13 protein-coding genes, 1 other RNA gene and 1 pseudogene are annotated in these 13789 nt (G+C 41.6%); 7 read left to right on the forward strand and 8 right to left on the reverse strand.

Going from position 1 to position 13789, the window contains the following annotated elements:
- The first annotated feature begins 890 nt into the window (after positions 1–890).
- Positions 891–1106: a PLDc N-terminal domain-containing protein gene (locus tag COR50_RS12500; RefSeq protein ID WP_098194299.1), complete on the forward strand. Its 216-nt coding sequence runs from the start codon at positions 891–893 to the stop codon at positions 1104–1106.
- Positions 1107–1113: 7 nt separating this feature from the next.
- On the opposite strand, the gene COR50_RS12505 is transcribed toward COR50_RS12500, so the two are convergent.
- From COR50_RS12505 to rplU, 6 genes are all read right to left on the reverse strand, one after another.
- On the reverse strand, positions 1114–1746 hold the full coding sequence (locus tag COR50_RS12505) for a DsbA family protein (protein ID WP_098194300.1): 633 nt from the start codon (positions 1744–1746) through the stop codon (positions 1114–1116).
- A gap of 9 nt (positions 1747–1755) precedes the next feature.
- A complete protein-coding gene (locus COR50_RS12510) occupies positions 1756–2475 on the reverse strand; it encodes a PrsW family intramembrane metalloprotease (protein ID WP_098194301.1) in 720 nt (239 codons plus the stop codon).
- Positions 2472–4160 (reverse strand): DNA polymerase/3'-5' exonuclease PolX, encoded by a 1689-nt coding sequence (locus COR50_RS12515; protein WP_098194302.1) that lies wholly within the window; start codon positions 4158–4160, stop codon positions 2472–2474. The genes COR50_RS12510 and COR50_RS12515 overlap by 4 nt, the downstream gene beginning before the upstream one ends.
- Positions 4161–4500: 340 nt before the next feature.
- Positions 4501–4980: a histone gene (locus tag COR50_RS22755; protein ID WP_098194303.1), complete on the reverse strand. Its 480-nt coding sequence runs from the start codon at positions 4978–4980 to the stop codon at positions 4501–4503.
- 96 nt (positions 4981–5076) lie between these two features.
- Complete coding sequence (rpmA, locus tag COR50_RS12525; protein WP_098194304.1) at positions 5077–5325, reverse strand: 50S ribosomal protein L27; 249 nt, start codon at positions 5323–5325, stop codon at positions 5077–5079.
- 57 nt (positions 5326–5382) lie between these two features.
- Complete coding sequence (rplU, locus tag COR50_RS12530; protein WP_098194305.1) at positions 5383–5685, reverse strand: 50S ribosomal protein L21; 303 nt, start codon at positions 5683–5685, stop codon at positions 5383–5385.
- A gap of 337 nt (positions 5686–6022) precedes the next feature.
- Between rplU and COR50_RS12535 the strand changes: the two genes are divergently transcribed.
- From COR50_RS12535 to ssrA, 4 genes are all read left to right on the forward strand, one after another.
- Positions 6023–7516, forward strand: a complete 1494-nt coding sequence (locus COR50_RS12535) for a GH3 auxin-responsive promoter family protein (protein ID WP_098194306.1) — start codon at positions 6023–6025, stop codon at positions 7514–7516.
- A 105-nt stretch (positions 7517–7621) separates the two neighbouring features.
- Positions 7622–8785: a 1-deoxy-D-xylulose-5-phosphate reductoisomerase gene (locus COR50_RS12540; RefSeq protein ID WP_098196213.1), complete on the forward strand. Its 1164-nt coding sequence runs from the start codon at positions 7622–7624 to the stop codon at positions 8783–8785.
- 41 nt (positions 8786–8826) lie between these two features.
- Positions 8827–10173, forward strand: a complete 1347-nt coding sequence (gene rseP, locus COR50_RS12545) for an RIP metalloprotease RseP (RefSeq protein WP_098194307.1) — start codon at positions 8827–8829, stop codon at positions 10171–10173.
- Positions 10174–10262: 89 nt separating this feature from the next.
- Positions 10263–10637: a transfer-messenger RNA gene (ssrA, locus tag COR50_RS12550) on the forward strand.
- Between the two features lie 382 nt (positions 10638–11019).
- Here ssrA and COR50_RS22610 read toward each other — a convergent pair.
- Entirely contained in the window at positions 11020–11172 is a 153-nt protein-coding gene (locus tag COR50_RS22610; RefSeq protein ID WP_232516159.1) for a hypothetical protein, read from the reverse strand.
- Here COR50_RS22610 and COR50_RS22760 point away from each other — a divergent pair.
- Together COR50_RS22760 and COR50_RS12560 are read left to right on the forward strand one after the other, a co-directional pair.
- Positions 11143–11448: pseudogene (locus COR50_RS22760) on the forward strand (putative polyvalent protein kinase domain-containing protein). The gene COR50_RS22610 and the pseudogene COR50_RS22760 sit on opposite strands and share 30 nt — an antisense overlap.
- 36 nt (positions 11449–11484) lie before the next feature.
- On the forward strand, positions 11485–12465 hold the full coding sequence (locus COR50_RS12560) for an SRPBCC family protein (protein ID WP_098194309.1): 981 nt from the start codon (positions 11485–11487) through the stop codon (positions 12463–12465).
- A gap of 73 nt (positions 12466–12538) precedes the next feature.
- Here COR50_RS12560 and COR50_RS12565 read toward each other — a convergent pair whose 3' ends face one another.
- Entirely contained in the window at positions 12539–13735 is a 1197-nt protein-coding gene (locus tag COR50_RS12565) for an IS256 family transposase (RefSeq protein ID WP_098194310.1), read from the reverse strand.
- Positions 13736–13789 lie beyond the last annotated feature (54 nt).

A 13789-nucleotide genomic window follows, 5' to 3' on the forward strand; every position in this document is an offset into this window, starting at 1 on the left:
CAAAATCAACGCCCTTACGTAAATGACATAAAGAAGTATGGAGGATTTTTAAAATATTTGTTAGTTCCATTAACGTACGCTTAACGAAATTGTCGATAAAAGTTAGTTCTTTTACAATGTGATTGAAATCACGGGCAGTAGTGAACAATTTGAGCTAAAAGTATGTGAAACGTTTGTTGCAGTACCCGGTAGCCTCTAGTTCGATTACACTACAGTTTAATGTTATATAATGTTTTCGAGGGTCAAAAATTATTTTACAGATAGAATATTCTGGTTAAAATATTCTTAAGTTGTGTCTTTAATAGTTAACTTGGATAGGCCTGGTACTCCTATCGGGCCTCTTTTTAATTAAAAGGGCAACATTAATTATATCGTTGAATGATTTTATTAAATTAATAAATCTTCATTCTATTGAAATAAAAAATTATGTGGGTGTGTTGAGTTTTTTTGGCGTGAATGGTAAAACAACAATTATGATTATTATAATATAAGATATTTAAGATTCTCATAAACAATGAGTTTAGTTGGCAATACTTTAATCTAAAACAGAAATTTTCGGCCCGGTAATCGTACCGGGCTTTTCTATTTATAATAGGAACGGTCATAGATGTCCGTACTTGGCCTTCTGACTATTTTTTATACAAACACGTACAATGTTCTGTTTCGCAGTCCTAACGATAAGTTTTTTTTAGTACATTTATCGGGAATAGGGGTTAATTGAAAAAATATTTACTTTATATAAATTTTTATCCACTTTGCATTACTAGTTAATTAGATTCTGGGCCTGGTTATTCAACCGGGCCATTTTTTAACATAATCATATCAAATTACTTCCCGGTATTTTAGGTCTATCCCCGTGGATTTATTAACTTAAGTAAAATTCTATCTATATGCTAAATTCTGAAATATGGTTGATGCTTGCATTCCTTGTGCATATGTGGTTAGTGTCCCGTTTCGTGGTTATGCATACATTTAAGAGCACCGATAATCATAGGCCTTACCATTTAAAATGGTTGATGTTGGTTTTTTTCTTACCCTATTTAGGCTACCTGTTGTATTTCTATATCACGGCCGGCTATAACAGGGGAAATGCGGCTGATTCATAATTATACATCAACCTTCTCCTTCCCGTTCTGACGCTAGTATCTTTTGAATAGTTTCTTCCAGGTTTTCCAAGGGAAGGAAACCCCTGGCAACCAGGTAAAGTTGTTGCCCGGTACCGAATATCACGGCTGGAAATCCTGTTATACCCCATTGTTGAACTTGTTCAATCTCCGCTATACTGGCCTTTAGAGTGTCCGGATCTCCTAATAATTGCGCGAATTTACCGGCATCTATATTGAACTTAGAGGCTATCTCAAGGTAGGTTTCATCTTTATTGAGATCTTTCCCATCGTAATTAAATGCTACCTGTATTTCATGTGCAAATGCCAGCGCTTCGTTGGCAGCCATACTTTTAAATGCAGTTAATGCAATAGCGGGCTTTAATGAGTCCATAATATATGCCGGGGAGTTAAGTATCCCTTCAAGGAATCCCGGGCCGAATTTTACGCCGGTTGCTTGTTCTACTGATTTGTAGGCCTGCTGTATATAAGCCGCCATTTTTCGCGCCGGTGTTTGTTGCATCATCCCACCCGATAAAACCTGGTATTCGTATTCGGGATGACGCTTTTGGAACTCCATCATCACAGGTGTAAACCCATAGCACCATCCACATAAAGCGTCGTAGACATAAATAATTTCCATAATGATCAATTAAAATATATAATCGTCTTTTCGTTCGTTATAAGCATTTTTATGATGTAAATAGGTGCTGATCTCCCGGTGCCTGCGAACGGCTTTAATAGATAGGCGGGTAGCTACGAATAAGATAAATAATGAGCCGATTAATAAATAGGCTCCTTTATCAAGTAATAGGAAAAAATCAAAGCCCCCGTGCAATAAGACCGGCCAAATAATACCTTGCGCTAATAATAGGCTCTTTTCCTTGTTGACAAACTTGGCAAGACCTATAAAATAACCCATAATTATAGCAAAGCATGCATGTGCCGGGATAGACAGGAACATCCGCACTACGGCTGTCCTGGCTCCGAATTCTAATACATACGCGACATTCTCCGCCGTGGCAAATCCCATCCCGATCATCACGCTATAAACGATGCCGTCGTACGGTTCGTTAAATGCTTTCTTACGAAATGGATAAATCAACAGTATCCCGAACTTGGCAAATTCTTCACTGAACCCGATGATGATAAAGGAATAAGAAAATGTTTGCCAAGTATTAGAAGGATCCAGTTTGATCCCGTTGTTCACTGCAAGTAATTGCAGCAGCAAGGGGAAAACTGTGCAAAGGCATCCCAGTAAAAAGCTTTTTACCAGTAGGGAAAGCGGTTCTTTATCATATTTATCTAGAAAATAGATAAATATGGAGATGGCTATTCCTGGAGCTATTGCCAATGCCAGGAGTAAGATCATATGATGCCTTTCTTTTGTTTTCTTTCCTGGATATAACTTTCTATTGCTTCCCGGTTAAAGCTGCTAAAGTTTTGCGATGCGGGCAAGCCTCCTTTTTGTGCTGCTAATACCCCGTATCGAATATCTTTATACCCCTCTATGCTATGTGCATCCGGATCGATCGATATCATCGCGCCTTTTTCAACCGCTTCTGCCAGGTAGCTCCAATCGATATCCAACCTTCTAGGGTGGGCATTCAGCTCAATAATAACATTATTTTCAATACAGGCATCTATTATTGCGGAATGATCCAGGGGATAGCCATTGCGGCTTAATAATAAACGCCCCGTTAGATGTCCCAAAATGGTAGTATAAGGATTCTGGATAGCTTTTAACAATCTTTCCATGGCCTTGGTTTCGCTCATCTTCAAATTTGTGTGGACGGATGCAATCGCGAGGTCGAAGCTGGCCAATATTTCATCCGGGTAATCGAGGCTTCCGTCATTTAGAATATCGGCTTCGATACTTTTAAAAATTTTGAAGGGAGCTAATTGTTGGTTCAATGCCTCGATCTCCTGGTGTTGCGCGGTAATCCTTTCGGGTTGCAATCCATTCGCGTAGAATGCTGATTTGGAGTGGTCACTGATCACGAGATATTCGAAGCCTTCTGCCCTGGCTGCTTCTGCCATGTTTTGCAAACTGTTTAAGCCATCGCTCCATTGGCTGTGGGAATGGATAATCCCCTTGATGTCGCTGGTATGGATTAATTTCGGCGCCCCTTTGCTCGCGATACGGTTTAGTTGATCCGCCGTTTCCCGTAGGCAGGGCTCTATATAAGGTAACCGGGCCTTTTCGAAAATTTCGGTTTCTGATGAAACATTGCTAAGGGCTGATTCTCCGCCGTCAATACCATAAAATGCATCGAGAAATGCTTCTGTTGCTGAAGTTACAAATAAGGTGTTGGCAAAATCTTCTTCGTTCGTGGTATAGATTTTTACTTTCACCTGTTGCTCATGTTGTAACAGTAAATATTGTGGTGTTGTTTCTAATTCAGTAAATATCCCGGTTTGTACCCATTGATCTTTAATTGTTTGCACCGGGACGGCTATTACAAATTCGATCTCGTCGATAACGGGTTGCTGACGCCTGTAGGCGCCCGTTAAACTTACGGACTTAGGGGAAAATGTTTCCTCAAATTTGTTCAATAGATCCATTGCAAGCGGCTCTATTTCAGCATATAGATGTCTTTCCCTGTTCGACAAGAAAAATTCGATGCTCTGCTTGGTGCTGGCCTGCGTTTTTTCACCGAAGCCTTTTAATAGCAACAGGCGGTTTTCATTACAAGCGTAGAGTAACTCTCCCAGCGATTCAATCTCTAGCTCTTTCCAAATCGTGGCGATCTTCTTCGGGCCAAGTCCCTTGATTTTCATCATATCCAGGACGCCTGCCGGTGTTTTGTCGATATAGTCTTCCAGCATCTTGAACCTACCGGTATCTAGCATTTCAATGATACTCTTGCCGGTTGAGTCACCGATGCCTTTTATCTTGAAAATCGCATCCCTCGGAGTTTCAGACAGGGGTACGGTTAATTTATCGATCTGGAATGCCGCGTTGGCATATGATTTAGCCTTAAATGAATTTTCGCCATGCACGTCCATCAGCTTGGCCAGCAAGGTGAATTGATCTGCGATAACATGATTGTCCATAGGGGAAAGTTAGGAAGAAGTTCTCATCTTTGTTCACGGATTTTTTTGGATTTAGGGATTTCACGGATTGGGGGGAGATTTGGTGTGTTGATTTTGGGTATTATAGATTATCGATTGTTGATTATAGATTATGATGTATGGGCTAATATCTTATCTTTTGTACTTGGGGCTTATTGATATTGTAATATTTGGATATTTGGATATTTGGATATGCTGTCTTAGGGGGGGATTATTTGGGGGTATTGACCATCTTGTTAGCCAAGCCTATTGGGCTTGCTGGGACAAAAAAATACCTTGGTGGTAAACCAAGGTATTTATCTTACAGTTTGTAAATCCGATCTTACATTGCTGAAGAAGAAGAATCTGAAGACGGTGCAGGAGCAGCCGGGGCTTTAGATGCTTTTTTCTTGCTTGCAGCTTTCTTTTTAGGAGCAGCTTTTTTAGCGGCAGCCTTTTTCTTAGGAGCAGCTTTCTTAGCGGCAGCCTTTTTCTTAGGAGCAGCTTTCTTAGCAGCGGCCTTTTTCTTAGGAGCAGCTTTCTTAGCAGCAGCCTTTTTCTTAGGAGCAGCTTTCTTAGCAGCAGCCTTTTTCTTAGGAGCAGCTTTCTTAGCAGCAGCCTTTTTCTTAGGAGCAGCTTTCTTAGCAGCTACTTTTTTCTTAGGAGCAGCTTTTTTAGCAGCTACTTTTTTCTTAGGAGCAGCTTTTTTAGCAGCAGCCTTTTTCTTAGGAGCAGCTTTTTTAGCAGCGGCCTTTTTCTTAGGAGCAGCTTTCTTAGGTGCAGCTTTTTTGGTAGCCGCTTTACCTTTTCTGATTGTTGCCATTGTTTTTTGAATTTTGGGTTAGTAATAAAAATTTGGGCTATAAAAAACTTTATGGCAAACATCACAAAGACTTTCGCCTATGTGATGGTGTCAAAATTAATTTACGGAAACGTAAGTTTTGTTCTCACGACCTTTACGGAATTCCACAACACCATCAGTCATAGCAAAGATGGTAAAATCTTTACCGATACCTACGTTGTTTCCCGGGTGATAAACAGTACCTCTCTGGCGAACGATAATGTTACCAGCGATAGCAGGTTGTCCACCAAAGATTTTTACTCCCAACCTTTTACTGCGGGAGTCACGACCATTCTTTACACTACCTTCACCTTTTTTATGTGCCATTGTATAATAACTTTAATAATAATTACAATTAATGAAAATTTACGTAAAAAAGTACAATTACGCGATTTCGTTGATCTTAATTCTTGTAAAGTGAGTTCTATGACCGATTTTCTTTCTGAAGCCTTTTCTTCTCTTCATTTTGAAAGCAATCACTTTGTCACCTTGGACATGTGCTAAGATTTCTGCTTTGATCACTGATTTTACATCAGATCCTACTGTCAGCTGAGAACCGTTGTTTAACAGTAATACTTCAGGAAATTCTACTTTATCACCTACGTTGCCAGGTAACTGGTGAACAAAGATCTCCTGATCTTTTTGTACTTTAAATTGCTGACCTGCGATTTTTACAACTGCGAACATAATATTCCAAAAATAATTTCCTGCAAAGGTATGCTTTGTTTTGTAAAGAACAAAGATTTTGCATATTTTTTAAAGCAACGTGCCTCCTGGTGAGAATTTTCCCCTAGGAATAACACTTTAACACCCACAAAGATACGCAGTTTTTACAATTTTAGATTTTTTTAACAATTGTTTTCTTGTATATGTAACCGTGTGCCCTGCTGTTATTTGCAATTAATCTGTAAAATCGACCCGGGACGGGCATCCCCAAAAAGTACCATGGATGGGTTGAATGCGTTACAATTTTTATACTTTTGTTTTTTACGTTCATTTTATTTGAATACTAAAAATTTGGGGCATGAAGTTAAAAGCACTGCTAGCCAAACCATTTGCTTCTATTATCGCGAGCCGGATTAAGAAGGAAATGTACAGGGCGGTAGAGGACCAGGAAGCTATTTGGGAGGAACTCGTAAAAGTTGGTAAGAAGACTATCTTTGGTAAGGATCACCATTTTGACTCGATCAATTCTTACGAGGATTTTGTGAAGGCAGTCCCGATCCGCGACTACGAACAGTTTAAACCGTATATAGAAAAGATAAAAGAAGGCAAACACAACGTACTTTGGAAAGGGCAACCCATTTATTTTGCCAAAACTTCCGGTACCACCAGCGGTATTAAATATATACCCATTTCAAAGGATTCCATCTCGAACCATATCGATACGGCCCGTAATTCCTTGCTAATGTTCATGGCTGAAACGGGGCAAACCCAGTTTGCCGACGGTAAACTGATCTTTTTATCGGGTTCTCCCGAACTGGAAAGGATTGGGGGCATACCCACCGGCAGGTTGAGCGGCATCGTGAACCATCACGTACCGCGTTACTTGAGAACGAACCAGTTGCCGACTTATGAAACGAATTGCATCGATGACTGGGAAACCAAGCTTGAGAAGATCGTGGCCGAAACCATCGATCAAAACATGACCCTCATCAGCGGTATCCCGCCTTGGATGCAGATGTATTTTGACCTGCTTATCGAGAAAAGCGGCAAAAAAGTGGGTGAATTGTTCAAGAATCTCGGCGTAATCGTGCATGGTGGCGTCAACTTTGAACCCTATAAGGCCAAATTGATGGATGCGTTGGGTAGGCAAATCCCGACCATCGAAACATATCCCGCATCGGAAGGTTTCATGGCTTTCCAGGATTCCCAGAAATCTGAAGGCTTATTACTGAACACCAATTCAGGTATTTTCTTCGAATTTGTGCCGGCGGAAGAAATTTTTAATGAAAATCCTACCCGTCTTTCCCTCAAGGATGTTAAAGTGGGTGTAAACTATGCCTTGTTAGTGAGTACCAATGCCGGGCTTTGGGCTTATAATATAGGCGATACGGTGAAATTTGTTTCAACGGAGCCCTACCGCATCGTGGTTACGGGTAGAACGAAGCATTATATATCGGCCTTCGGTGAGCACGTGATCGGGGAGGAGGTAGAACAGAGCCTGATGACCATCGCGGAAGCTGAAAACGTACGGGTTACGGAGTTCACGGTTGCGCCGAAGATCCAGGTCAACGGTGAATTACCATACCACGAATGGTTTGTCGAGTTTGAAGAAGCCCCGGCAGACCTGGCAAGCTTCGCGATGAAAGTAGATCAATTGATGCGTCAAAAGAATATATATTATGATGATTTGCTGACCGGTAATATTTTGCAACCCTTGAAGATCAGGTCATTGCAAAAAAACGCGTTTATAGACTATATGCGTTCCATCGGCAAGCTGGGCGGGCAAAACAAGGTGCCCCGCTTAAGCAATGACCGTAAAGTCGCCGATGGGCTAGGAACCTACATCGCTTAAAAACAAGGTTTGGCGTTTTTTTAGCATATCCCTATCTTACGGAAGTTTTAAACAATAAAATCAGTTTGATACGCAGCCAAGCGTATTTTGTTTGACATACTTGACATGAATAAAAAACGAATTGGAATATTCGGATCCACGGGGTCTATCGGAAAGCAGGCTTTAGAGGTGATCGCGGCCCATCCACAATTATTCGAGGTGGAAGTGCTAACAGCCCATGCCAACGCCGACTTGTTAATTACCCAAGCCTTGCAATTTAAACCCAACGCGGTAGTAATTGCAGATGAAAGTAAATACCAAGAAGTTAAAAACGTATTATTTGATAAAGGTATCAAGGTATTCGCCGGTCCCCAAGCCATGGTTGAAGTGGCTACTTGGAACACGATCGACTTGGTACTGGCTGCTATTGTTGGCTTCGCCGGTTTGGCGCCGACCTTGGCAGCAATTGACCAGGGAACGCCCGTGGCTTTGGCCAACAAGGAAACCCTGGTGGTTGCCGGGGATATCGTGATGGCTGCCGCTAGGAAGAAACAGGTGCCTATCATCCCGGTTGATTCCGAACATTCCGCCATCTTCCAATGCTTGCAAGGAGAACCTTTGCACAAGATCGAAAAAGTTATCTTAACCGCATCTGGCGGACCTTTCCTCGGGAAGAAAACGAATTACCTGATTAATGTTAAGAAAGATCATGCCTTGCAACATCCCAATTGGAGCATGGGGGCGAAGATCAGCATCGATTCCGCTACCCTGATGAACAAGGGTTTGGAAATGATCGAGGCAAAATGGCTCTTCGGCTTGGACGCGGATCAAATAGAAGTGGTGATTCACCCGCAGTCAATTATCCATTCCATGGTGCAATTTACCGATGGTTCACTTAAGGCCCAGATGGGACTTCCCGATATGAAACTACCGATCCAGTATGCCATGGGGTATCCGGGTCGCCTGGATAATGATTTCCCCCGTTTTTCCTTCAAAAATTACCCGGCGCTCACATTTGAACAGCCGGATGTAAAGACCTTCCGTAACTTGGCAATAGCAATAGAAGCACTGAAGAAAGGAGGGAATACCGCCTGTATCATGAACGCTGCCAACGAGGAAGTGGTCCATGCTTTCCTGAAAAATCGCATCGGCTTCCTGCAAATGACTGAAATAATCGAAGAAACGATTGAAAAAATACCGCATATAGAGTTGCCAAGTTTGCATGATTATTACCAAACTGATACGGCAGCGCGGGAACATGCCACATCTTTGATTAATTCTTTATCCTAATCATCCAAATTTAACTAGCACAATAAAGCGCATTAAAGCACATGGCTATTCAAGAAATATTAGTGAAAGCAGGACAGTTGATCTTGTCGCTGTCGATCCTGGTGATCCTGCACGAACTGGGGCACTTTATCCCTGCCCGTTTATTTAAAATCAAGGTGGAGAAGTTTTACCTTTTCTTCGATGCCGGGTTTTCTTTGTTCAAATTTAAAAAAGGTGATACCGAATATGGTGTCGGTTGGTTGCCTCTCGGTGGTTATGTAAAAATTGCCGGGATGATTGATGAAAGTATGGATAAGGAACAGATGGCACAGCCGCCCCAACCTTGGGAATTCCGCTCTAAACCTGCTTGGCAACGCCTGATCGTGATGATCGGCGGGGTAACGGTGAACTTGTTCCTAGGCTTCTTTATCTATTCGATGATCCTTTGGCATTACGGTGAAGAATATTTACCTACGGAGAATGCCGTTTACGGTATTTCCACCGATTCCCTGGGTAGGAGTACCGGTTTGCAGGATGGCGACAAGATTTTGAGCGTGGATCATAACAAGATTGAATCCTTCACCCAAATTCCCGGTTATATTATCTTGAACACTTCCCAGTCCATCCAGGTTGATCGTGATGGGCAGGAAGTAAACGTACCGATTAAACCCGGGTTTATCGGGGGCTTGATCTCAACAAAAGGCGTGGGAACTTTCGAGTTGAGGGGGCCGTTTTATATCGGTAAGTTTACCAAGGACTCCCAGGGTAAGAAAGCCGGTTTAAAGGAAGAGGATCATATCGTAGCGGTGAATGGCAATCCAACACCGTACATGTCTGACGTGGTTAGCAATTTACAAGCCAATAAGAGTGGCGCAGTAACCTTGACAGTAGTTAGAAACCTGGCAGATACATTGCTCATCAAAACCCCGGTTCCGGAAGATGGTAAATTGGGCATGTGGGCTGGCGGTAAAGAATACGGTAAAATTTTCAAAACTGTAACGCATCAATATACTTTCGCAGAAGCAATTCCCGCCGGCTTTAATAAAGCCATAGAAACCTTGGTGAAATATGTTCGCCAGTTGAAATTGCTTTTCGTGAAGAGCGAGGTGAAGGTAACTGAATCGTTGGGTGGATTTATGTCGATCGGCAGCCTGTTTCCTTCCATTTGGGATTGGCAGAGTTTCTGGACATTGACCGCTTTATTATCCTTGATCTTGGCTTTCATGAACATCTTACCGATCCCGGCATTGGACGGGGGGCATGTGTTGTTCCTGTTGTACGAGATGATTTCAGGCCGGAAACCGAGTTTGAAATTCATGGAATACGCCCAAATTGTAGGTATGGTGATCCTGTTCGGATTGCTTTTATTTGCCAACGGTTTGGATGTGTGGCGGAACTTATTTAAGTAATTGATACTCATAAAATAGCTTTTGAAGCAGCTTGCAGATTGCGGAAATATTCGTATATTTGCAAGCTGTTTCTTTGTAAACATAAAACTGGGGTCGACCGGTTTTGACAGCATAGGGTCTTTGATAGTGTAAGCATGTCGTGCGTTGTGTAATTAGCACGTAAATCTGAATGCTCAAAATTTAAATGGCGAAAATAACTACGCCATGGCTGCCTAATCAGAGATTAGACACCATTATAGCCGCCGATTACTGCCGCCCGCTGCAGTGTCCGCCGCTGAATCATAAAACTTAGTGGGATAGGCTTTCATGGTTTCTGTGAGTGAGGGCTGAAACTCAAACGGATAAGGACGAAGTTGGTGTGTTGTGTTCCTGCCAAGTCCCGACAAACTAATGCACAAATAAGCATGTAGAAAGCTATCGGAGAATATGTTTGGACGCGGGTTCGAATCCCGCCGACTCCACAAATTTTGATTATAAATCATTGTTTTCCAACTAAAATTGCATTAAATTTACTTGGATTCCTTACCTGGTCAAGGACATAAGCGAAGGATGTTCTATTCAGCCCCGCCAACAAAACCGTGGAACTTCGCACTTTTAATAGTGAAGCCATACAGTAGTACAAAAGCTGGATCGAGCGATCAAATTGGCAGCCGTGATGGCCAATTTGTGCCCTTTTTTGGCAAGCAAAAAGTACAAAGAAATGTGCAGGGGGGGACATTGAACCGAACTTTTGAGGAGACGATAATTTTTTTATTGAAAATTTAGCCGGACAATAATGATATAAATGTTTGTTAACCGGGTAAGAAGCTAAGTTAGCTCAGTATTCTTATTTTTCACGTTATAGTATTAATACTTAGCGATGAAATCCGCTAAAAACTTCAGAATATCATTGGAGGAGTTATCATTGAGGGGCAGGAAGATAATGCCGACCTGATTAAGGTCAATGATGGTGTCTTTTATGCCAGTTGGATGGAATATTTTAATAGCCTTATAATCCATAATTTATTATTTCCTTCAAGTTTATTTATTTTAACTGGCTTTATAGAAAATAAGAATAAAGATGTTTGTATCGAATTACAACAGCCTTTAATAGAAGGTGGGCATGTTGATCTTGAAATTACCAGGGAAGTGCTTACTTTTAATGGGTTCGTAAATGTTAAATGGTAAGACTAAGATAAAGAATTTGGATTGTTTCCAGGAGATATGCATGATGATAATGTGATGATGAGCAATTATGTATTATTCTTTATGGACACTGTATTTTATATAATGTAAACACGGGGCGCCACGCACCGAACTTATACCCAACCTATGAACAATAAACTTAGAAGAGCTTTACTTATCGTATTCATTCCGGTATTGTACGCCCTCATATTAAGACTCTTATTCGGAATCGATTCTTGGGACAAGGTGTTTTACGTTATGACGATTTCTTTTCTATTCTGTTTACCCTTGATAGTCGGTATGCTAACCATTGCCCTATCTCCAATGGAGTCCGTCAAGAAATTTATTTACCGTTTTTTTGCTCCCTGGGCGCCTATATTCATATTCGCAATTATTACACTGTTATTTAATATTGAAGGTTGGGCTTGTTGGATCATGATTTTGCCTATATTTTTAATTATAGCTTCCATAGGCGGACTGATTGCGGGGTACTATAAATTGAAAGAGAAAAAGCATCAAAAGACCTATATCTCTTTATTATGTTTCCTTCCACTGGTAGCAGGACCGATAGAAAGAAGTATCGGCGCCATTCCAGGAGTTTATAAAGCATACACTTATATTGATATTCATGCCCCGGCAGCAGTAATCTGGGAAGAAATAACCCGTGTAGAAGAAATACCCGGAGCAGAAGATAAAGGTTGGTTAACTAGGAGTTTAGGCTTTCCCAGGCCGGTAAAAGCAGAATTAAATTACCTGGGGGTAGGCGCATCCCGCGAGGCGATCTTTACGAACGGATTAGTATTTCACGAAACAGTAACGGAATACGAAGCGCTGAAAAAGATGAGTTTCAACATCAAAGCTAAACCACACGAAATACCATCTACAACCCTGGATGAACATGTTGTAATCGGCGGCCAATTTTTCGATGTCCTGAACGGAACCTACGAATTGGAACAGCTAAACGACAGCACCATAAGATTACATCTCTACAGTCATTTTGAACTAAAAACTACCTTCAATTTTTACGCCAGCCTGTGGGCTAAATGGATCATGAAAGACATTCAAAATAATATACTGCAAATAGAAAAAAAGAGAGCAGAATCCTCTAAACCGAAAACAAACATGTGAAACCCATGCATCCCCAAAAAGGGACTATTTCAATAAGTGTGTAAACTTAAAAATCGGGGAATCAGAGTAATAATTAGATTCTCACCCTTTTATCAAAAATAGTTAAAAACTGATTCAGGATCATGCCCCAGTTTCTAATGGGCATGGTCCATTTTTTTGATACTTCCCGCAAAGCCAGGTATACGGATTTAAGCACGGCTTCATCTGTAGGGAAGGATAGCTTGTTTTTGGTATATTTTCTAATCTTACCGTTTAGATTTTCGATGAGATTTGTTGTGTAGATGATCTGCCTGATCTCCAGGGGGAAGTCAAAAAAGACAGTCAGTTCCTCCCAGTTTTCACGCCAGCTTTTGATGGCGTAGGCATACTTTGCGCTCCACTTAGCATCCAGGGCATCAAGAGCCGCCATCGCAGCCTGCCTGGTCGGTGCGGCATAAACATCTTTCATGTCTGCGGTAAATTCCTTTTTATCTTTCCAGACAACATAGCGGCAGCTGTTACGGACCTGGTGTACGACACAAACCTGGGTGGCAGACTGAGGGAACACTGATTTGATAGTCTGAGTGAAGCCATTAAGATTATCGGTGGCCGTTATTAGAATATCTTCCAGGCCACGGGCCTTCAGATCAGTAAGTACAGTCATCCAATAAGCGGCTGACTCATTCTTACCCAGCCACATCCCTAGCACTTCTTTGAGGCCATCCCGCTTCAGGCCCACAGCGATATAGACGGTTTTATTCACTACTTTGCTGTTCTCCCGTACCTTGAACACAATGCCATCCATCCAAACGATGAGATAAACCGGTTCTAACGGTCGGTTTTGCCAGGCGACAATATCTTCAGTCACACGGCTGGTGATGCGGCTGATAGTGGCCGTGGAAACGTCAAATTTATAGGCTTCCCTTATTTGCTCTTCTATGTCAGATACGCTCATCCCCTTGGCATAAAAAGACACTATTATCTCTTCCAGCCCCTGAACCATTCCTTCGCGTTTAGGTACTATCATAGGGTTAAAACTGGCATCACGATCCCTGGGAACTTTTATTTCAGATTCACCATAGCTGGTCTTAATCTTCTTTTTACCGTACCCATTACGGCTATTGTTACTTTCATTGGGCTCATGCTTATCATAGCCTAAATGGCTATCAAGTTCGCCTTCCAGCATCTTTTCAATGCCCCGCTTCTGAATCTGGGCCAGGAAATTGTTTAGTTGATCGGCCGTTTTAAACTGCTTCAGAAAGTCGTCTGATAAAAAATCTTCTGTCTGCATAAAACTGTATATACTTTAAAATTAAAAAATCGGAGTGAAACCCCGATTTTTATA

The organism is Chitinophaga caeni (assembly GCF_002557795.1).
GTDB classification, from domain to species: Bacteria; Bacteroidota; Bacteroidia; order Chitinophagales; family Chitinophagaceae; genus Chitinophaga; species Chitinophaga caeni.